This window comes from Psychrosphaera algicola (assembly GCF_028401425.1).
GTDB lineage: Bacteria > Pseudomonadota > Gammaproteobacteria > Enterobacterales > Alteromonadaceae > Psychrosphaera > Psychrosphaera algicola.
The window spans coordinates 3,133,362-3,156,403 of record NZ_JAQOMS010000002.1 but is presented as its reverse complement, the minus strand read 5'-3'; the positions used below and the strand labels follow the sequence as shown (position 1 = coordinate 3,156,403).

Below are 23,042 nucleotides of genomic sequence, written 5' to 3'. Positions count from 1 at the left end.
CATTAAGTTACTTTCCATCAACCAATAGCTCATTAATCTATAGTCCCGCTTGTATCTGTGACCGATTGGTAAGTCGCTGTAATTGTGACATCTCCATCGGCGAGTCGTGTCGCTAAACCACGAGTCTCTTCTGCATTACTAATTATAACTAGCGATTCATCCGAGCTTGTCCAAACAACTCGGTTGGTATAATCCACTGGGTCGCCACCGGTATATGTTCCCACTACAGTGAACTGTTGCGTACCATCAACAACAATAGTTTGTGTGTCAGGTGAAATCGTTAGTGTGCTTAATGTTTCATCTGTTCTAGTGAGCGCGTAAGTACCTAATATTGATGTATCTGGCATTTTTGCCGTGATAGTTACTGCCGCTGTACTGTCTCCTAAACTGGCGATTTGTCCTTTTAAATCGGGTGCGTTACTAACGTAAACCGCAGTTGGCGTATTTGAAGTCCAAGTGACTTGTTCGGAAACGTCGAGTGTTCCACCACCAGCGTAATTAGCGGTTGCGATTAAGTTTGTTACGACATCCTTACCCATGTCATTAAAGCTTGTCGCATGAGTAATTGTTATACTGTCAAAGTTATCTACTGCGTTTGTCGATAAGGTTACATCCCCAGATGTCACTGATTCAAGACCTGTGTCAGTAAACCATTCGGCTGTAAATGCTACTGTATCGCTATCTGTAATTGGCAATACAGGCATCATCAAGCCCTTCTCACCACTTGCGTTACTCACAGTCGCTTTGCTCGACGCTGAACTTGACCATAACACTTGCTCGGTTATGTCTTCGACATAACCACTTGCAAAGTTTGCATATGCTTTTAGTTGATAGCGTCTAGAAACTTTTGTCGCCCCATTGTCATTGACTTCAGTTGGTACGTTACCAAGTGTTATGCTTGTTATTGCGTTAACGACTGTAACCGAAGACGTACCACTAATTGCACTCAACGTCGCGGTCATATCAACATCGGCACCAACAGCAATTGCAGCCCCAGCGTTTGTGATAACCGTAGTATTTGCACTGCTCCAGACCACTTGATCAGTAATATCTACAACAATGTTTTTGCTGCCTGTGTCGTAGGTATATAAACCATAAGCTTTGAAGTTGACTGTTTTACCGCGTCTGACAGTAGGGTTTCTAGGGTATACTTCTATGCTAGCTAATGTACCGGATTCAACGGTAAAGCTAGTGACATTAGCTGTATTAACCGAATCATCTGCCGTCACTGTGCCTGTAACGGCTGTTGCACTAAAGCTAACAAGCCCTGCACTATCGACGGTTGTTTCGGTATCACTCGGCGCTGTATTTGACCACAAAGCGGTATATTTACTGATGTCTAAAGTTTGATCATTACTCAATAACATGTAACTCGATAACGGATAACGAGAACCTTGAACAACTGTTGCCGCAGCCACTGAGTTTTGAATGCTACTAACAGTTATGCCATCCAGTAATGTCAATGCCGCTGTTCCTACCGTATCTGGCGTGGTTGAACTATCGGTTACCGTAATTGTTGCAGAGGTTTCATCAGCACTTAATGTTGCAGTAGACACGTTAATATCACCGGTATGCGCTGTTGTAAGATCCGTATCGCCGTCAAATATAATTAGGTCTACTGTGTCACTCGCTTCCCAATCCAAAGCATTAGGATAAACAGCTGTGGTTTTGTCAGAATATACCGCCACTGGGGTATATATCATAGTTTGCGACTCAGCTAATGCATTATCGCCATAACTATGTATTTCTAATGATTCTATGACTGGCTCAACCACTGTTAAATCTATGGTTGCCGTAATACTGTCATCCGCTGTTAATTCCACATCAACAGCCGTGGTATTAGACGATTCATCAAGGCGAATGGCTTGTACTTCGCCATAATTTGTCGCCGTGTCTAGTGAGATCAAAGCTGGATCTAGTGTTGGCGTCGACCAAGTCAAACTTGTTTTATCAAATGCCGAAGTGTCAGCACCATCACTGTAGGTGAAAGTAGGCTCAACCGTTAACGTGGTTCCAAGCGGTATATCTATAGAAGATGTACTGGATGCTAAACTGACGCTAAGAGTAGGTTCACCTATAGTGATAGTGATTGTTTCGGTTACTAAATTTGATGACCCGGTCTCTTCTGGAACAGAAGCCGTTAGAACCACCGTATTAGTTTTAGTTGCCGTATTTGGAATACTTATTCGAGCAAGAGCATTCACTGTGCCTTCATCGATTATCGTCACGGTTGCATCGTCTGTGTCAGCGCTCGACCAAGTCATAATTGAGCTTAGATCCGAACGACTTACAGTAGAACTATCCGTTTTAGTCGCCGTGGCTATGACATCGATACTTGTGCCCCGAGGCACAGTTTGGGAAGCTTGATCTAATGTAATGCTATTGATTAAAGGTACTGAAGCTGTGATTGTCACAGAACTTGTAATAGTCGTTGCTGAGCTGGCCCCGTTTTCGGCGCTCACCGTAATGGTTGCAGTGTCGCCACTACTAGCGGAAGCCGTTACGGTAACAAGTCCAGTATCGGTATCCACAGTGAAGTTGGCATTATCACTGCTCCAGGAAATATCGGTTAAAATAGTCGTAGAAGTATCTGAAAGGACCCCTGTAACAGATAAGTCAATACTGTCTAAGACATCAACAGACGAATCGCCCTCAGGAATTGCTAACGACGTCAATAACGGATTGGTTATAGTTACGATAAAGGTATCTTCAACCGTTGTTGATGAACCATTCACTACAGGCGTTGTCACTTTAATAGTTGCTTGTGCACCAATTACCGAAGCATTGGCTGAAGTTACTTCACCACTACTAGAATTTATGGTTACAGCGCATGGGTCTTCCAGAGCAGCTCCAAGTTAGGTCGTCGAGCAGGCCATTTGCGGTACTAGATAATGTCCCATCAGCAGACAAGGTTACCGAAGTTCCCCGCGGGAGATCACCACTAGACGTTGTTACCTCGACTGCAATAACCTCTGCTGGGTCGACCGTCAATGTCACCGTATCAGTAACAAATGTAGATGAACTTGACGATTCCAACGCTTTAGCGGTAATAACAACAGAGTCACTATCCATTGCATCGGTTTTAATGGTTACAACACCGTTCCCATCAACTGTTGCAACATCTTCATCACTACTTACCCACAATACCGACGTTGGAATACCAGACCCGCCGTCAGTGAGTGTGCCAGCGACACTGAGCGATACCGTTTTACCAATAGCGACATTTGTTGCAGGAGAAGTTATCGTAAGTGACGCTAAATCTGCCGAACCTACGGTGACAACAACCGTGCCTTCTACTAACGTTGCTGAACCTGTTTCAATAGGTGCAGAGACTTTGACCACTGCAGTATTGTTTATCGTAGCAGTGTTCGGAATAGTCATTGCTCCACTACTGCTATCAATTACCGCGTTTGCCGTATTTAAACTGCTCCAAGTCAAAGCTGTTGGTGTTCCTGTAGAATTATCAGATAAAGTCCCCGTCGCGGTTAGTGTCGTTGTTTTGCCTCTACCTACAAGGGTTTCAAACGAATCGATAGCTATTGAAGTCAATACTGGGTCGCCAACAGTTAGAGTTAATGTATCCGTAACATAAGTGCTTCCACTTGATAATTCTAATGCTTTAACTTCAATATCAACGGTATCTGTCGTCGGAGTAGCCCTAGGCTTTATGGTAACCAAACCACTACTGTCCACCGTAGCAATAGTCGTATCGCTACTACTCCAAATTTGAGTGGTTAACAACGTTGTACTGGTATCCGACAATAGCGCCGCCACAGAAATTTGTTGTGTGGTACCGACCGGAACCGTCGTCTCGCTTGCTGACATGGTCAACGTTTCTAATATTGGCTGCCCAACTGTCACAATTACCGTACCGGATACTGTCACACTAGACCCACTTTCGACTGGCGTGGTCACTGTTATTGTTGATTGACTGCCCACCGCAGCGGCATCATCAATGAAAACAACTCCGCTAGCGTTAACCGTTGCTACACTCGTACTTGAACTTGTCCAAGTTGAAGCCCAACTCAAATCCCCGAGTTCCTCAGTACTGGTATCACTAAACGTACCTAAAGTAGCTAACGTTAAGTCCGCGCCCTTCGGAATCGTTGGGGCAGCTGTTGTAATGGCAACGCTTGCAATAATAGGGTTATCAACAGTCAGAGTTATGGTATCTGTAATATAAGTGGACGAATCTGGCAATTCTAAGGCCTTCAATTCAATAACAACCGTATCGCCAACTGTCGCGTCAGGTTTTATCGTCACTAAACCACCATTGTCTACCGTTGCAATACTCGTATCACCACTACTCCAAATTTGAGTGGTTAACAACGTTGTACTGGTATCCGACAATACACCTGCCACAGAGATTTGTTGTGTGGTACCGACCGGAACCGTCGTCTCGCTTGCTGACATGGTCAACGTTTCTAATATTGGCTGCCCAACTGTCACAATTACCGTACCGGATACTGTCACACTAGACCCACTTTCGACTGGCGTGGTCACTGTTATTGTTGATTGACTGCCCACCGCAGCGGCATCATCAATGAAAACAACTCCGCTAGCGTTAACCGTTGCTACACTCGTACTTGAACTTGTCCAAGTTGAAGCCCAACTCAAATCCCCGAGTTCCTCAGTACTGGTATCACTAAACGTACCTAAAGTAGCTAACGTTAAGTCCGCGCCCTTCGGAATCGTTGGGGCAGCTGTTGTAATGGCAACGCTTGCAATAATAGGGTTATCAACAGTCAGAGTTATGGTATCTGTAATATAAGTGGACGAATCTGGCAATTCTAAGGCCTTCAATTCAATAACAACCGTATCGCCAACTGTCGCGTCAGGTTTTATCGTCACTAAACCACCATTGTCTACCGTTGCAATACTCGTATCACCACTACTCCAAATTTGAGTGGTTAACAACGTTGTACTGGTATCCGACAATACACCTGCCACAGAGATTTGTTGTGTGGTACCGACCGGAACCGTCGTCTCGCTTGCTGACATGGTCAACGTTTCTAATATTGGCTGCCCAACTGTCACAATTACCGTACCGGATACTGTCACACTAGACCCACTTTCGACTGGCGTGGTCACTGTTATTGTTGATTGACTGCCCACCGCAGCGGCATCATCAATGAAAACAACTCCGCTAGCGTTAACCGTTGCTACACTCGTACTTGAACTTGTCCAAGTTGAAGCCCAACTCAAATCCCCGAGTTCCTCAGTACTGGTATCACTAAACGTACCTAAAGTATCGAGTTCTAGCTCCCCACCTTTTGGGATGGTTGGCGCTACATTTGTAATCGCTACACTCGACAAAATTGGATCGCCGACGGTTAACGTTAACGTACCAATAACAAATGTACTTGAACTTGATGATTCTAATGCTTTTAACTGGATGTCGACCGTATCGCCAACAGTCGCATCTGATTTAATTGAAACCAAACCGCCAGTGTCGACCGTCGCAATAGTTTCGTCAGAGCTACTCCACACTTGAGTCGTTAGCAGTGTCGAGCTTTCATCAGACAATACAGCGGCAACATTTATTTGCCTTGTCGTCCCAACAGGTACTTCGGTAGCAGTTCCAAAACTAGGAGTAGCAGGAGTTAAAGTTAAACTTTGCAGTGTTGCCTGACCTGCTGTCACGGTTATTGATTTCGAGACGATTGTTGTTGAGCCGTCTACCACTGGCGCAGATACTGTGATTGTCGACTGACTTCCCACAGCGGCCGATTTACTCATGCTAACGACACCACTACTGTCGACAGTTGCTACAGTAGTACTTGAACTCGACCAAGTTAACGTCAATGGCGTTGGAAACCCACTGCTCGTATCAGTCAAAGTCCCTTCTGCAACTAACGCAAGTGTTGTACCTTTAGGAATTGTTGGGGCGACATTTGTAATTGTAATACTCGACAAAATTGCCTTATCAACCGTTAAGGTCAACGTATTGGTTATGTAGTTCGCAGACCTGGTAAATCTAATGCTTTCAACTCGATAACAACACTGTCATTTTCCGTTGCATCGGATTTAATTGAAACTAAACCGCCACTATCTACCGTGGCAACAGTCTCGTCAGAGCTACTCCAAATTTGGTTTGTAGCTAACGTGGTACCACCATCGGATAACAAGGCTGCAACATTTATTTGCTGACTTGTGCCTATCGGTACATCAGTTGAGCTTGCCGACATTGTAAAGCTTTGTAATGAAGCCTGACCCGCAGTAACGTTAACAGAGCTAGAAACTAAATCGGTTGAACCTGTTTCTACTGGGGCTGTTACGGTAATTGTCGCTTGACTGCCCAGCACCGCGGCCGCATTTATAGTCACATTGCCATTGTCATCAACTGTCGCTATATCTGTATTCGAACTCGACCAAGTTAATGAGGTTGGCAGACCAGTACTATTATCCGTTAACGTACCAGCCTTATCTAAAGTTAAGGCCGTACCTCTAGGGATAGTAGGTGCCGATGTTGTAATGGCAATACTTGATAAAATTGGATCATCTACTGTGATGGTTATGGTATTGCTAATGTATGTTCCAGACCCCGGTAAATCGAGCGCCTTGAGTTCGATTACAACGGTATCGCCCGCTGTTGCACTTGATTTAATCGAAACTAAACCGGTACTGCTAACCGTCGCAATATTCTCATCAGCACTACTCCACACCTGTGACGTTGATAATGTCGTACTGCCATCCGACAACAATGCTGCTACTGATATTTGCTGTGATGTACCCACTGGTACTTCCGTTTCCGTTGCAGACAATGTGAGACTTTGCAATTTTGCCTTAGCCTGTTGTCACTGCAACTGTATCTGACACAAGCTGACTTGAATCAGTTTCCACCGGTGCGGTTACGGTGATCGTTGCCTGACTACCAACACTCGCAGCGGCTAATATCGTCACTTCACCTGTATTATCTACTGTCGCAACACTGGTATTTGAACTCGTCCAAGTTAATGAGGTTGGCAAACCATTATTATTGTCTGTCAAGGTCCCCATAGCGGTTATATCTAAAGAGGTGCCCCTCGAAATAGTTGGTGGAGCTGTGGTAATTTCAATGCTCGAAAGTATTGGATCTCCGACCGTCAGCGTCAAAGTATCTGTAATGTAAGTTGTTGAACCTGATAATTCTAATGCTTTAAGTTCTATTCCAACCGTATCGCCTACTGTGGCTGTTGGTTTAAACGTGACTAAACCTTCACTATTAACAGTGGCAATATTTTCATCTGCACTACTCCAAACTTGTGCTGTTGACAAAGTAGTACCGCCATCCGACAACAATGCTGCTACTGATATTTGCTGTGATGTACCCACTGGCACATCCGTTTCCGTTGCAGACAATGTGAGACTTTGCAACCTCGCTTGTCCCGCTGTTACCGTTACTGTATCCGAAACCAACTGGCTTGAATCAGTTTCCACTGCTGCGGTTACAGTAATCGTTGCCTGACTACCAACACTCGCAGCGGCTAATATCGTCACTTCACCTGTATTATCTACTGTCGCAACACTGGTATTTGAACTCGTCCAAGTTAATGTCGTTGGCAAACCATTATTATTGTCTGTCAAGGTCCCCATAGCGCTTATATCTAAAGAGGTACCCCTCGAAATAGTTGGTGGAGCTGTGGTAATTTCAATGCTCGAAAGTATTGGATCTCCGACCGTCAGCGTCAAAGTATCTGTAATGTAAGTTGTTGAACCTGATAATTCTAATGCTTTTAGTTCTATTCCAACCGTATCGCCCGCTGTCGCACTTGATTTAATCGAAACTAAACCGGTATTGCTAACCGTCGCAATATTCTCATCAGCGCTACTCCACACCTGAGAAGTTGACAAAGTAGTACTGCCATCCGACAACAATGCCGAAATAGCAATTTGTTGCAATGTACCCACTGGCACATCCGTTTCCGTTGCAGACAATGTGAGACTTTGCAACCTCGCTTGCCCCGCTGTTACCGTTACTGTATCCGAAACCAACTGGCTTGAATCAGTTTCCACTGCTGCGGTTACAGTAATCGTTGCCTGACTACCAACACTCGCAGCGGCTAATATCGTCACTTCACCTGTATTATCTACTGTCGCAACACTGGTATTTGAACTCGTCCAAGTTAATGTCGTTGGCAAACCATTATTATTGTCTGTCAAGGTCCCCATAGCGGTTATATCTAAAGAGGTGCCCCTCGAAATAGTTGGTGGAGCTGTGGTAATTTCAATGCTAGAAAGTATTGGTTCTCCGACCGTCAGCGTCAAAGTATCTGTAATGTAAGTTGTTGAACCTGATAATTCTAATGCTTTTAGTTCTATTCCAACCGTATCGCCTACTGTGGCTGTTGGTTTAAACGTGACTAAACCTTCACTATTAACAGTGGCAATATTTTCATCTGCACTACTCCAAACTTGTGCTGTTGACAAAGTAGTACTGCCATCCGACAACAATGCTGCTACTGATATTTGCTGTGATGTACCCACTGGCACATCCGTTTCCGTTGCAGCCAATGTGAGACTTTGCAACCTCGCTTGCCCAGCAGTTACCGTTAACGTATCACGCACGGTAACACTTGAACCAGCTGTAACCGCGGCAGAAACCGTAATTGCGGCTTGACTACCAACTGATGCCGAAGCCTTTATCGTTACCACACCATTTGTATCAACTGTCGCTACATCAGTATTTGAGCTAGACCAAGTTAATGGTGTTGGTAAACCATTGTTGTTATTTGTTAAGGTTCCAATAGCCGTAATAGACAGCGTGGTGCCTCGCGAAATTGTCGGCGGCGAAGTGGTAATCTCAATACCAGATAATATAGGGTCGCCAACCGTCAATGTTATATTGCCAGAAATATAGGTTGATGAACCCGCTTGTGCAAGCGCTCTAAGCTCAATATCAAAGGTGTCACCAGCTGTCGCACTTGGTTTGAATGTGACTAAACCGCTACTATTAACGGTTGCGGTGTCCGTGTCAGAGCTACTCCAAATTTGAGACGTTAAAATGCCATTAGTTCCGTTCGACAAAGAACCAACTGCCACAACTTGCTGAGTCGTGCCCACTGGAACTGTTGTATTTGTCGCCGACAAGGAAATAGTTTCTAGTGCCGCATTAATTACCGTAATCGTCATCGACGAACTTGTATAAACGCCAGAACCGGGGTTTATTTCAGCCTTAGCCGTAATCAATGCCTGACTACCAACGGTTGTTGCATTTAAAACACTTACAACACCGTTACTATCTACCGTCGCCGTATCAGTATTCGAACTCGACCAAATAACCCCAGATGGCGAATCACTTGTACCGTCACTTAAAAGACCAGTAATGGTTAACTGTAAACTTAGTCCTAGCCCCAATTCTGAATCAGGTTGAACGATATCGATAGTATCTAATAATGGCGCCGCAATAGTTAATTCATATTGATCAACAATATATGTACTTGAAGTTGCTTCTTTTTTAGCTCGCGCAGTAATGGTAACCGTTGAACCGATGGCAGCAGTGTTCGTTGTTGACACTACGCCTACTGAACTCACAGTTGCAACACTCGTATTTGAACTTGACCACTCTAGGGTGGTTGGAATACCGAGGCCATTATCTGACAACATGCCAGAAACCGATAATGAAATATCTGTCCCTCTAGGAACACTCGACGAACTTGACGAAATTGTTAATGTATCAAGAACCGGTGGTAGGACCGTTACTAAAATTGAATCTGTAACCAGAACACTAGAATTAGTAGTTTTTGGTGCCGCTACTGTTATACGGGCTGTGCTACCTAATGTCGCACCATTCGGTATTTCAAGGGTTCCCGTATTACTGATCACAGCGATATCAGCGTTACTCGTCGACTAAGGATAATATTGGTGCAGAGCTGCTGTCAGACATGACACTTGCCGGCACCATTGTTATTGCGGTTCCTCTTGCAACACCTATGTCACCATTTGTTATCGACAAGTTTTCCACAATTGGTGCGCTCACCGATAATACGGTCGAGTTACTAATAATATTTGATGAGCCAATAAATGACGGAGCTGAAACAGATATGGTTGCTACGTCACCGATTTGTGCTGAATCTGGAACAGTAACCACCCCTGTTGTAGCGTCAATCGACATAACCGCTGGGTTTGAACTTGTCCAAGTCAAAGGCGTCGGTAACCCTAATGTGTCATCCGTTAATAATCCAACCGTGGTCAAGGTACTTGAAGTCCCACGGGCGACCGAACCACCAATTGAGTTGATCGCCAACGAAGCTAAAACAGGATTACCAACGGTTATCACTGACGTTGCTGTTACATCGACACTAGAATTGAAAGACTCTTTCGCTTTAGCGCTAATTGTCACAAAACTACCAATATTCGCCGTGCTTAAAACTAATACCGCGCCGCCATTATCAACCGTCGCAACTGACGTATCAGAAGATTGCCATGTCACTGTTGTCGGTAAATCAGTGGTGCCATCAGTCATAGTGCCCGTTGGCACCATTTTTATCACTGAGCCACGTGCAATCTCACTATCTGGATAATTTAAGCTAAGGGTATCGAGTACTGCATCTCCAATTGTGAAATCGAGGACATTACTGCTTAACAATTCACTTTCAGCATTAGTGATACTCGCGGCAATCTTTACTTCACCTAAATCAAATGTTGAAATCGTACCGTCGCTTGCCGGATCGGCCAAACTGCTATTTGAGGTTGTCCAAGCAACTTGATCCGTTAGATCTAGAGTCGAGTTATCTGAATAAGTACCTGTGGCACTTAGCTGTGCAGTTCGCCCATCGGGTACCGCAGCTTGATCGACTTCAATAGAAATTTCAGTTAATAATGGTGAAGTTACCGAGATATCAATATCACCACTAATTGGGTTGTTGTCGTCAAGTGTCCAATCTACAGATACCGACAATAGGCCAGCGCTTGCCGTTTTCACTTGGGCAACCGACGTATTCTCATCACTCTCAACTAAAACGCCACCAGCACCAGACACATGCCAATTTAAACCTTCAGTGAAAACTATGGATTTACCGTTTTCTGCTTTACCAATCGCTGTAAACTCTTCTGTTTGACCGGCATAGACGGTTTCTCGCACATTGGTAATGTTAATTTCAGTCAGGGCACTAACGGTGATAAATGTTTGTTTACTTATTTCAACACCGTCGAAATTATTTATCCGAGCACTTATCGGCCCAAAACCATTTTTATTCGCAACAAAACGACCACCTAGTTCCGTTCCAGAAGTCATGCTACCAATTAATAAAGCAACATCATCACCCGGTCGACCAACTTGCCATGTAACTTCTTCGGTTAAGTCTGTACTACTGCCGTCAGAATAAAACCCCATCGCGGTAAATTGCAGTGGCAAATTGATGATAGTGGTTGGGGATAATGGTGATAATTCAAGATATTCTAATAACGGACCACCAACGACAATTGGATAGTCGACATAAATTGTTTTTGATTCGCCAAGTTCATCAATCACAAGTTCAGCAGTGATGACTGTTTCACCTTCTTCAATAGGCGTTAAAATACCAACTACATCAACCGTCGCAACTGATGGATTTGAAGACGACCAACTTACTTCACCGTTAAGACCAGAGCGGCTTTCATTCGAGTAAATACCTGTCGCTATAAGCAGATCAGGGACTCCTTTTAAAAATAATGCTTCTGGTTGCGGACTAACCGTAAAGCGCTCAAACGTCGGTGTTATTTCAATTGAACGTAGAGTTGCTGCAGAGATGCTTACTCGTGTTGTGGTAGAAATTTCTTCTTGCCCCGGCGGCGTGTACTTAGCAAAAACTTCTATTTCACCGGCAAACTTCGCATATAAATCGCTAGCATTGGTTTGGTTAAAATCAGCAATCGCGGTATTCGAAGAAGACCAAGTCACGGTATCTGTTAGTTCTAAAAATCTATCATCCGATGTATAACCAGTAGCCTCAAATGTAATAGTATCGCCAGCAACCATTTTAGTATTAGTTGGAGCAACTTCAATTAGTTCGAGTATTGGCGCACCTACTATAATTTCAGCGCTAGAGAAAATCTGATCACCATATCGATTTGACGATGATACGGTCAATGTTACTATGTCATCTCCTTGCGTTAGCCCAGTAACTAACCCTTTTAAGTCACTATTGTTAATAATAGCAACCTCGTGCTCATCAGTATTTGGAATGCTCCAATTGGTCGTCACTTCTTTAGTTATTTCTTTTTCAGTCGTGTCGGCATATACGGCAAATGCTTTAAACTGGAACTGTGATCCTAAAGACACTATCCAAGGGGTATCACTGGTATTTGGCTCAATTCTTATAGACGTAAATACGGTTTCAATTCGATTCAACAAAATCGTTGCTGAGTGACCTTTTCCAGATATAACTTCTGTCGCTGAAATGGTTACCACTGACCCTTCTCCTAGCAATATTTCAACAAAGCCGGTGGTTGGGTTTACTTCCGCGACTTCAATATTACTACTTTGCCATTGCGCCGCACTAACATCTTCTATTTGTTTATAGCCACCATCGGAATAAATACCCCAAATATCAATTTGGACACTTTCACCACTTGGTACATTAACGCCATAACTTAATGCCGCCGGAACCAAGTTAATACTTTCTAAAACCGCAATGGTTACCGGGAAGTTAAGAGGTTGTGATATCACAATATTATCAGCGTTAGTGATCGACGCCGTTACGACAACGTCCGCTTCACTCGAGTTCGCAGCAAAGACTCTGCCTGCGCCGCTTCCAGCTTCAACAATACTTAACACATTACCATCGGACGTATCCCACGTTACCTTACTAGAAATATCCTGAGTAGACCCATCACTATAGTGACCAATCGCCTTGAAAACACCACTTTGACCTTTCGCCAATTGGCTAATTAGCTCATCTCCGATACCGTCTTTATTAGAATCGTAATAACTTTCGATCTCGATAGTTTCTAAGAGTGGAGGCGAAATTGAAAATGCAATATTTTGGTTTGTTTCAACATTGTTGTAGTTAACATCGATAAATGTCGCATTTAATGTGGCGTCACCTTGCAGTATAAGATCTAACGTATTAGCTAATGCAGAGTTAAACCCGATAAAACTTTCAAACTCAGGCGCAATCGACCAACTGACATAGTCACTTATATTACGTGCAACCCCATCAGAAAAATTACCAATTGCTTGAATAGATTGTGTATAACCTTGCCATAAGCCTTTTTCTTCGGGCAGTACTATACTGAATGAATCAAGTTTAGCAGGTACAACATTAACATTGATTTCATCAGAGACGATACCAGCATCACCTTCCACCGTGGCAGAAACGGTTAATGTACCAAGTGCGTTGGCTGTCGAATTAGCTTCGATGAAAAAACCATCTACCGCGACGATACTGACCAAGCTGTTATTTGACGATGTCCAAACGACATTGGTTTCATCACGTTGGGTGCCATCGGTGTATAATCCTACAACTCTGACCGGCGTGCGGACACCTTTAGGAATCGAAAGTAACTCATTTTGCCAAACATTCTCGTCTGTGGCTTCAATGGTTATCTGAGTCAATAGTGCCGAGGTTGTTGACACAGCAAACCCCGTACTTATAATATTTTCACCAATATCATTGACTAATGACGCTGTTATTAGAGTGTCCCCAACACTGCTAGCAATTAGTTCATTTGGGTTGGACGAATTAAAACTCGCAATGGTTTCACTAGATGAGTTCCGAGTAACTAACTCGGTAATATCCTCTCGAATATTATTTTGAAAATTCCCCATAGCCCGCCAAGTAGAGATTAAACCTAAAGCATAACGCTCTATTACTGGTTCAACGTCAATTGACAATAACAATGGTTTATTAACAACGAGTGGCAGTGTGCCTGTTATTTGAGTCTCGCTGCGATTCATCTTCACAACGGTTAGGTCGACAGTACCTACTTCAAAGGTGTCGACCTGAAACTTTTCACTTTCTTGGTCGTAACTCGCAGTGGCGATATCGGATTGCGATGATGAAAAGACTAACGTTTCATCTGTGGTGATATCAGCGACATCCAAATTTGAATATAAAGCTTCGACGACAAAAAATTCGGTTTTATCAATTGCGATTGTCAATGGTTCAGTTTTTAAGGTGTCATTAATGGGTTTTATTGTTAAACCATCCACGACTTTCTCTTCAACATTCAGTGAAAAACTCGCTGCCGTGATTGAACTCCCGTAACCGTTATCAATCGATGCGGTAATTGCCGTGGTACCAACTTGTGTTGTTTGGAAATTACCAAACTCATCAAATGTACCAATCGCTGGACTATTATGTTCCCACTGAACCAATGAGGACCTGTCAATTTTTGTATTGTCAGTAAATGTTGCTGTCGCTTGCATCACTATCTGACGACCTAAAGGCGTCGATGCTGTGCCCGTTATTTCCAAAGAAACAATAGCAGCTGGCGTAACTTCAATCGTTTTTGTTGCTAGTAACTGCTCACCAATGCCATTATTAATCTTAGCTGAAACAACAACCTGACCTTTAGATAGAGATGATATTTTGCCGGTCGCGTCAATTTGAGCCACCGATTCATCATCTACGGACCAACCAATACCTTCTAGTAACTGGCTTTGAGAATCGTCACTAAATGTACCAAATAACGTCAATTCTATGCCGTTACCCAGAATAATTTGCTCGTTATTGGCTTCAATATCGACTTGTTGTAATAACGGATCTATCGACTCTATGGTAATCGACGTTTTATTTTGACTATTTATTGCGTCAATTGTAAAAGTAACGGGCTTTAATATGGTGATTACATTTTCGTACCCTTGTTCAGACTCTAATGAAGCAACGCTTGGATCACTCAACGTCCAAGTATACTCGTCCGCTTGAAAGCTTTGATTATCGCTCGACAATGCCGCGCTAAAATCCTTTAGCCCCGTATCCTGATTGTAAATTGCAAGTGCGAATTTATCGCCTTTTCTAATGCTAGATTCGTCTCCTACTCTCACCTGTAAAGGCTCTAAGCGAATTTCATAATTTGAATTTAACGGTTCTTCTGTGACATCACAGGCCGCCAACAGCAAAACAAAACCGTATAGCAAGTAACGAGAACAATTGGTTAGTAATTTAAACAAATTCATCTTCATTCTTTTAATTTACACTCATCTTGCGACAGCATGACAAAGTCCCTTTAAATTGTTTTACTAATAAGTTTCAAACTTAATGTTGTATTCTATTTCTTTCGCGTTTTCAGGCATTTCCGATACCATCTGGCGATAAGCATCACCTATCTTATAAGACAAATAAACTGTGGTGTCTGGCCAATATCGAGTCACCGTAATAATCGTATCTTTTGCTTTCCAGCTATATTTAACTTCACCAAAATTTAGGTCACCTTTCGATTCAAAAGGTAATCCATATTTATCATTAATTAACTCTATAATTTGTAGCACATAGTTTGGCGCATTGTGGGATGGGAATCGATATTCTAATGATGCTACCTTAGTCGGTTTGCAAGCTATAACCAACAAACAACCTATCTGTACTTTTTAGCAACTTAGACGATTCGTATATATCAAACCAATAATTATCTTGTTCTCTAAGTGGGTTAGCAAAATTACTCTTGAGCCTTTGCCTTAAGTTTTTTCGCGTTGTTGAAGCCAATGTCCCACCATACAACACCAGAGATGTTTTTAACGTCTCTAACATTTTTGTAAAAATGGTAATCGTTGCTGTGAGGGTAAGTAACCTTGTTCAGCCGCTTTGGTGTGCCAAAATAACGCACGTTGAGTGTCCATAGGTGTCGCAATACCCTGCTCATACATCAAGCCTAGGTTATACTGAGCGTCAATAACACCTTGATTAGCAGAATTTGTATACCACTTAAAAGCTTCTTCATTATTCTGCTGAACACCAATGCCAACCCTGTAAAGGGATGCTAGGTTACTTTGTGCTGCCGCATGATTCTGCTCAGCCGCTAAGGTGTACCATTTTGCAGCTTGAGTAAAATTAAAAGTTTTTGAACGACTTTGCTTATAGAGCGCCATCAAGTCAGATGATAATGGCACTTTGTCTTGTTGATTTAATAGTCCATAACTAAATTGGGCTCCTGCATGACCCTTTTTCGCAGCTGATAGCAACCAACGGATGCCCTGATCAAGATTTTGTTCAATTTTGACACCTGATACATAAGCTCTGCCCAATTCAAATTGCGCATCTACGTAGTCTCTATTCGCAGCCAACTTTAACCAAAGTATGCCCTGTTCATAGTTTTCTTCAACACCTAAGCCATTCATAAACATCAAGCCAATATAATATTCAGCTCGAGGATCTTCTTCTTTCGCTAATGGCAACCATTCAACAAGAGCTCTTCTATAATTTTTATCATTATAAGCAATGAGCCCTTAGTCAAAGTCGCCTTCAAATCCTAGGTCATACAAAGGAGCAAGAGATTTAAAGTCTGGCATCACTTTTGTGAATGAACCACCTTTCCCATCCGCTTTGCCAAATTTTGGCTGCTCTGAATCAGATTTTTTCTTGTCCGAGCCTAAATCCAATAGTGGCACGCTATTTAGTGAACAACCATGAATAGCCAATATCGAAGCTAAAATTATACTTTTCTTTAACGACATAGTTTAATGACTTATTTTAGTTGAAATCTTTGCTGTTAATACCTAGCGACAACTTCCACTGGATATCCCGACTGACGTGATCGCATTGTTGTAAAAAAGACAAAAATGCAGCGCTATCACTCATTTCTTGTTCTTTAGCAACGGCAATCCCCTCACCTTTTATCCTACGAATTTCAGCTAAATGTTGAGTCAATAATCGATAATCTTTGGTGTCAGCTTGCTCTTGCTCCTGTGCATTCACATCTTCTAACAATGCTTGAATTCGTTGTAATCGAGCAGCTTGCTTGTCTTTTTCATACGTTTCATTAATGCCTATCCAACGTGAACGAACATTCCAAATAATGATAATGGCAAATAATAAAAACCACTTCATATTCCAAAGTAACAGTAGTGAGTCAAATAACGCCGTTTTGAAACTGCCATACGGATTAAAACGTCTTTTCGTTACATCATGTAGCAACAGTTGGTCAGATTTCCCTCGCTCTCTTTTAACCATTTAGATAATAAAGGGAATTTTAATGTGAAATTTTTTGTCTCCATAACATCAATCAGCATGTTCACTATATCTGATGACAAATCGAGTCGACTCACCAGCCATACATTCTCTGAAACGGTTGGTAACCATTTATCTGGCATTGGACCAAAAGAAGAAGGATAAACCCCCATAGCAAAATTAGCATTTTGGTAAAGATTGTTACGTTCAACAAATCCCTCGGCCGCATCAATAGATATAAGGCTGAAATTACCGCTGCTCATTAACTTCTTCATATAGGTATCGTTAACACTGGTGCTAATGATTGCACCATCTAAGTTACGGCCTTCGAGTAAATCAAGGTGCGACACTTCAGTATTTAATAGCGAGGACTCTTCAATTTGATAATGTTCTAATAGTTTATAAGCGGCTTTTCTGTGATCACTTTTTAATCCGCCTAAAGAAATTCGCTTGCCTGACAAGCCATAAATGGAACGAATGCCGGAATCGACATGAACAACAATGTGCAACAAATGTTTTTCAATTGGTGCGATGACCGCTAAGTTTGTCATATCCGTAGCACTTTGAGAAATTAAAGCTACATCGGCTTTTCCTGACTGCAAAGCTCCTCGGTTGATACCTGAAGAACCACTCTCAACCAATTCCACTTTATAATCAGAACGTGTTTCAATTGCTTGTTTCAATTCTTTGCCAATTTGAAATAAATAGCTCGTCCTTTCACCAGACGCGACCCGAATCACGGTGCTGGAATTGCTTTTATAATACCCTACATAAATGACCCCAATTATAGCGACGATCATTAATGACCAGCTAATAAAAGGCCTAACGTTATATAAGTTCATAAACTATTCCCTTTGAGTTATGTAAGTACCTATTTAAGATACTGATTTTATTCTAAAACGATAATATTGCTTTAAGGCCACCATCATTTTAATAATTTGATTTACCAATATTATCTTTTTATAAACATTCTTATTCTAAATTAAGCCAAAATCATTACTTTAACTTGCGAAGGGCTTAACGTCGCACCAAAAGAGCCCGGCATCATGCCATTTTGACCTGACAAACCGAGCATTTTATTGGAAGGTAAACCACCAATAAAAGTTTTCACACTACCTAGCAATTGCCTTTGTGGCCCCATAACCATGCCAGATAACGGATTCATCATTAGTCCAGCGTTATCACCATTACTCATTGGAGTAATAGTTAACATATTATGATTTGGCATAGCCAAAGTTAATACTTTTACCTGCGATGGAATACCCATCGCTGTCACCGCAATATTAGGATAAGGCAACGGTGTTGGAATTGGCCCGACCGGTGAAGGTATGGGCGTTAAACACACGTCTGGAAAAGCCATATTCATTGCCGGCATCTGTGTTGTCGCGAAAACCATTCGATTGTTGTCCTTTATCCCATATGGATCCGTTCACCATCAATTTTCATATCTTTCTCGGCAGTAATGACTGCATGTTGCGAACGAATTGTGGTGGTAGATGACACATTTTGCACGTAATTTTTACTGTTTTTCTGTTCAACACCTTCAACGTTTGAAAAGCTATTTTTAACCGTTTTAATCAATTTATCAGCTACCGAGGTAATTAGCTCTGATAATGTTTGAATTGAAGTCCATTGTGCCTTTAAATTTTTTCCCGAAACTTGCATTTCAGTACTATATACTTGAGTGCTATTTGCCGTAATGTTTAAATCTTCTGACACTATGCTATGTTGTCTTGTCGCGGTAAGTTTTATATCTCGGTGGCTCGAAAATGTTAAATCGCCTTGTTTTGTTTCGACTTTCAGGCTTGCAGGAAAACTCAGTTTGGCATCTTGGTTATCTGGCCTTTCGATTACCGCAATAATATGGCTTTGCTTACCATCAACGTTAATTAAAACTTTATCTCCGGTTTCGGGTTGAACAAAACAACTGAATGCGAGTTGAGCGCGATACGCCCCCTATCTGATAAAACCATATATTCACGATTAAACCCCCTGTATGACAGCGTGTTCAGTAAATCCTATTTTAGCTTTTAAATCACTCGATAACGGTATATTCATAACATTCTCTTATTTTGCAGCCCATTGTTCCGCTTTTAATTTTGTTTCGTCAGTTTCTAAAGCTAACTTGCGGCTCGCACCTTTCCAATTGGTTTTCTGCTCTTGTATTTCATGCAAATTAGTACGATACAAACTAGTATTCGACATATCCGCCTCGTCGAGAATAGCATGGCTAAATTCAACATATGTTAAATCTGCTCCACTAAATACAGATCCTGTGCAATCTGCTTTTTCAAACAGTGCCTGCTCAGCTTTGATTTTAGTAAAGTTAACCTTAGTTAATATGGCTTCTTTTAGCAAAGCCTGTGGCATATTTGCATTTTCAAAATTAGCAAATGACAAGTCTGCTTCGACCAAGTTAGCCTGAGCCAATATCGCGCCGCTGAAATTGGCACTCGTCAATTTTGCTTGCATAAAACCGGCTTGCGATAAATCTTTATTGCTAAAGTTTGTATCTGATAAATCGCATTGCTGAAATTGTGGTTTAATAAATCCTACTTTTGTAAAATCAAAACCTGCGAAATTCGCTTTCATGAAAAACGGCAATTCCCATTGAACTTCATCTAAATTAATAGCTTCAACTAAGGGCTCAAGAAAATTAACACGAAACGCCGTTGAGCCTGCCCAACTCGTTTTTGAAAGATCAGCATTAATAAACGAACTTTGATTTATTTTGCAACCTAAAAATTTAGCGCCAGCTAAAACCGGGTTGACAAAATTCGTATTCTCCAAATTAGTATTGGAAAAATCACTCTCCGCTAATTTTGAGTCGACAAAATTAGCTAACCTTAAATCACAGCCCACCAGCGACATTCCATTTGCCTCTGCTTCTATAAAGTTGGCTAGTATGAGGTTTGCGCCATCAAGCTTTGCATTGCTAAAAGTACAGTTAATAAAGTTACACTCTTTTAACTTAGCTCCGGATAAATTTGCCCTTGAGAAGTTTACCGACTCAAAACTGCCGCCCCCTAAGTCCACGCCTTGATAATCACCATCGGACAAATCAACACCGTCAACAATAGGCTTGCCACCTTTTACTGCATCAATTAGTTCCTGTTTCAACACAGTTTATGGCCTCCATTCTTTCAGAATAGTCTGGTCAAGATTTGCGCCTGAGTATGTGTTGTTTCCTAGGGTGCTGTCTAAAAGTTAACACTGTACAAATTGGCTTTAGAGAAATCGGCACTAACTAAATAAGCCTTGTACATTGAGCCCTCCATTAAATTGGTCGCTTTAAAACTTGCCCCTTTACATTGGCTCTGCATAAACTGGGTTCGATACGCTTTTGCTCCCTGAAAACTCGCATTATCGAGCTGCGATCCAGAAAAGTCGGCTTCGTCTAGCTTCGCTTGGTCAAATTTGGCATCAACCAATTGATTCTCTCTAAAACAAGCTCGACTGCCATCGATTCCGGTAAAGTCACTGCCATTAAGTTCACAGCCACCAACAAATCGAACATTTATCATCTGCGCTTGTTGGAAATTATTATTGTTTGAGATTGCTTTTACAAAGTTAACACCATCTAAAATAGCTTTAGTAAAATCACAATCAACAAATTGGCCTTCGACAAAGTTCGCTTCAGCAAGATCCGTTTCAATAAACTCACAATTTCTAAATACCGGATTAACAAAGTTGCACTTTTTCAATTCCGAGCCATTAAATATGGTTTGTTCAAATGTGGTATCTAAAAAATTACCTTCAGCCATTGGACAGTTAATTAACTTTGCTCTAGTGAAATTCGAACCGCCTAATTGGCAACCCGCCAAATTAGCATCCGTGAAGTCTGCATCGGTTAGGTTAGCGGCACCGATATTGGCCCCTTGGCAATCGGCATTCCGTAAAATGGCATTCTCTAGATTTGCGCTAGCCAAAATAGCTTTACTTAATTTAGCATTGGTCAAATTGCAATTGGCGAAATTTACACCTTCTAAATAACAATCTGACAGGTCAATCCCGGTCAAGTCCTCTCCAGATATGTCTATACAAGCATAGTCACCACTTACTAACGATTCGCCACTTTTAAACTGTTGAAGAAACTGCTGTTTCAGATTTTGTTCTTTTTCTGGATGAGGTGAGCGCATTTCTCCCATAAGGTGTGCGCCCATTAAATAGGTTTCTTTATGTTTAATCCCGGCCTCAATGATTTGCTGTTCGAGTTTATCTGCATCAAAATCAATTTTGGGTATTTCAGACTCTGGGATGCCTGCTCCGCGTAATTCAGAAATTTGTAACTCTGCTTCCGAAAGTTGTTGCCGTAATTCAGAAAGTTGTGGCGACATATCAAGTCTAGGCCACATTGGAGGCATATCCATTTCAGTCATTATTTGTTCGATTTCAGATATCGCTGGTGCAAGTGCCTCTGCATCACTGCTCTGTTTTATAAGCTCGAGTTCTTTCTCTATATGTTCTCTTGTTTGCTGCCTTGCATTTTCAACCATTTGTTCTTGATAAGCTTTAATTTCATCTAATACAGTCAAATCTATATTAAAAATATCTATGTTGTCTGGCTCTGTAAGAATGCCTTGGCATCATCCGCTCTAACATTGCTTCGATTTGAATTTGCTCATCGGCTTTTTCAGGATTATTGATTTTTTCTAAATACGGAGTCGGATCGACACCCGCAACTTTGCACTGCTCAATTACTTTGAGTTTAGCGTCCTCTATTTTATTCGATGCGTCTAATAGACTGCGCTCGCCAAATGATTCCAAATTATCTTTTGCTAGTAACTCTAATGGAAAATCAAAGTCTTCTTGAATCTGCTGAAAGCCACACTTCATGCCTTTGGCAATTAATGGAGCGGAAAACAAAGCATATTTATAACCATGTTTGAGGTCTAGGCGCTTTGTTAATTGATCTTGATAATGGGCTAATGTTCTAGGCGTATCTTTGCGGTTTTCACAGGCCAGTAACAAGGCTTTTATATCCGAACCAATATCTGAATACGCTGCAATCGTCCCCCTGTATATCATCACACCTAAATCGGAGTTAGGAAACAAGTATAAAGTATCAAGTTTGGTTGGGATTTCTTTAAACTGAATTTCCATCTTTCCAGTGGCATTGCCACTATTGTCAACAACTGGCACCTGCTGATTAACAAAAGCACGTCCATAAATGGGTGGTAAAGTACCCGACAACTCTTGGTGTTTGGCATGCATATTAGTAATCGAAAACTGCTCATCGCCATTAAAAAATCCGTCGAGCCACTGGTCTTCCGCCGCATCATTAAAATAGAGCCAGTTTACGTCGTCCGGTAATCCCGGCATGCGGGTTTCAATGTATTTTTGGTCAAACGTTCCTGCCTTTTCTACGCGCGGAGTGTTCATGATATCTATACGGCCAAAACTGGCAGGTTGCGGTTTTGAGCCCGGCGAGGTAATTAGATTACTCTTATATTCAATATTAGGTAAAAACTGACGCTCGCCAAAATCGGTTGTCACTTCTATCGCGCCTTTCCCGCCAGGGTTTGGCTTAAACCCTTCACCACCAAAGGCTTTTTGGTACGTAATTGGCATTTCTGTAAATAGCTCTGGCGAGCTCGGAGTAATGCCCGCACCTAATAATTTATACCAATGCCGGTCGCCAAATATTGCCAGCTCTTTTTCAACGGAGGTTTGATAGGTTCCTTGCTTTGTTTTGCTTTTGACCGTCAGCTTAACAGAGCCTGCTTCAACTTTTTGATTATTCGGTGGAATAAAACTCCCCGCTACTAAAACTTCACCAACCTCTTTTGGCATCGCGGCATCAAAGATTTCCCCATCTAACTGCTCACCAATTACTTCCCACAACTTTTGTTCAAGTAATATTTCACCATTAGTAAGAGAGAAACCAATGGGAATAGAGACCGTAAACAAGTTTTTTTCCAAATAGGAAAAAGATTTATACAAAACACCAAGTTGAAGCGGCTTTTGAATTTCCATTAT

The 23,042-nt window shown here is 41.9% G+C and carries 15 protein-coding genes and 1 pseudogene; all 16 read right to left on the bottom strand.

Translation table 11 applies throughout. From position 1 onward, the window contains the following. Positions 1–32 precede the first annotated feature (32 nt). The 16 genes and pseudogenes from PN838_RS17305 to PN838_RS17230 all read right to left on the bottom strand — a co-directional run bounded on the left by PN838_RS17305 (position 33) and on the right by PN838_RS17230 (position 23,039). A complete protein-coding gene (locus tag PN838_RS17305; protein WP_272181451.1) occupies positions 33–2,750 on the bottom strand; it encodes a beta strand repeat-containing protein in 2,718 nt (905 codons plus the stop codon). A 58-nt stretch (positions 2,751–2,808) separates the two neighbouring features. Next, positions 2,809–5,943: a beta strand repeat-containing protein gene (locus tag PN838_RS17300; protein ID WP_272181450.1), complete on the bottom strand. Its 3,135-nt coding sequence runs from the start codon at positions 5,941–5,943 to the stop codon at positions 2,809–2,811. Positions 5,944–5,951: 8 nt separating this feature from the next. Further along, positions 5,952–6,779 (bottom strand): Ig-like domain-containing protein, encoded by an 828-nt coding sequence (locus tag PN838_RS17295; protein ID WP_272181449.1) that lies wholly within the window; start codon positions 6,777–6,779, stop codon positions 5,952–5,954. A gap of 7 nt (positions 6,780–6,786) precedes the next feature. Continuing rightward, positions 6,787–9,804 (bottom strand): beta strand repeat-containing protein, encoded by a 3,018-nt coding sequence (locus PN838_RS17290; RefSeq protein WP_272181448.1) that lies wholly within the window; start codon positions 9,802–9,804, stop codon positions 6,787–6,789. A 13-nt stretch (positions 9,805–9,817) separates the two neighbouring features. Then, a complete protein-coding gene (locus PN838_RS17285) occupies positions 9,818–15,079 on the bottom strand; it encodes an Ig-like domain-containing protein (protein WP_272181447.1) in 5,262 nt (1,753 codons plus the stop codon). A gap of 63 nt (positions 15,080–15,142) precedes the next feature. After that, positions 15,143–15,466, bottom strand: a complete 324-nt coding sequence (locus PN838_RS17280; protein WP_272181446.1) for a hypothetical protein — start codon at positions 15,464–15,466, stop codon at positions 15,143–15,145. Beyond that, entirely contained in the window at positions 15,441–15,647 is a 207-nt protein-coding gene (locus tag PN838_RS17275) for a hypothetical protein (protein ID WP_272181445.1), read from the bottom strand. The genes PN838_RS17280 and PN838_RS17275 overlap by 26 nt, the downstream gene beginning before the upstream one ends. Then, a complete protein-coding gene (locus PN838_RS17270; protein WP_272181444.1) occupies positions 15,641–16,291 on the bottom strand; it encodes a tetratricopeptide repeat protein in 651 nt (216 codons plus the stop codon). Before PN838_RS17270 ends, PN838_RS17275 begins: the two co-directional genes overlap by 7 nt. A gap of 51 nt (positions 16,292–16,342) precedes the next feature. Beyond that, complete coding sequence (locus PN838_RS17265) at positions 16,343–16,570, bottom strand: hypothetical protein (RefSeq protein ID WP_272181443.1); 228 nt, start codon at positions 16,568–16,570, stop codon at positions 16,343–16,345. 16 nt (positions 16,571–16,586) lie between these two features. After that, complete coding sequence (locus PN838_RS17260) at positions 16,587–16,943, bottom strand: hypothetical protein (RefSeq protein ID WP_272181442.1); 357 nt, start codon at positions 16,941–16,943, stop codon at positions 16,587–16,589. A gap of 71 nt (positions 16,944–17,014) precedes the next feature. Further along, complete coding sequence (locus PN838_RS17255; protein ID WP_272182633.1) at positions 17,015–17,863, bottom strand: TAXI family TRAP transporter solute-binding subunit; 849 nt, start codon at positions 17,861–17,863, stop codon at positions 17,015–17,017. A 182-nt stretch (positions 17,864–18,045) separates the two neighbouring features. Next, positions 18,046–18,459, bottom strand: a complete 414-nt coding sequence (locus PN838_RS17250) for a DUF4150 domain-containing protein (RefSeq protein WP_215961872.1) — start codon at positions 18,457–18,459, stop codon at positions 18,046–18,048. 14 nt (positions 18,460–18,473) lie between these two features. After that, positions 18,474–19,007 (bottom strand): annotated as a pseudogene (locus PN838_RS17245) (DUF3540 domain-containing protein); the annotation flags it as partial. Between the two features lie 123 nt (positions 19,008–19,130). Further along, positions 19,131–20,186: a pentapeptide repeat-containing protein gene (locus PN838_RS17240; RefSeq protein WP_215961874.1), complete on the bottom strand. Its 1,056-nt coding sequence runs from the start codon at positions 20,184–20,186 to the stop codon at positions 19,131–19,133. A 77-nt stretch (positions 20,187–20,263) separates the two neighbouring features. After that, positions 20,264–21,598 (bottom strand): pentapeptide repeat-containing protein, encoded by a 1,335-nt coding sequence (locus tag PN838_RS17235; RefSeq protein WP_272181441.1) that lies wholly within the window; start codon positions 21,596–21,598, stop codon positions 20,264–20,266. 7 nt (positions 21,599–21,605) lie between these two features. Further along, positions 21,606–23,039 carry a DUF2169 family type VI secretion system accessory protein gene (locus PN838_RS17230; protein WP_272181440.1) on the bottom strand — a complete coding sequence of 478 codons (1,434 nt, stop codon included), beginning with the start codon at positions 23,037–23,039 and terminating at the stop codon, positions 21,606–21,608. Between the last annotated feature and the right edge of the window lie 3 nt (positions 23,040–23,042).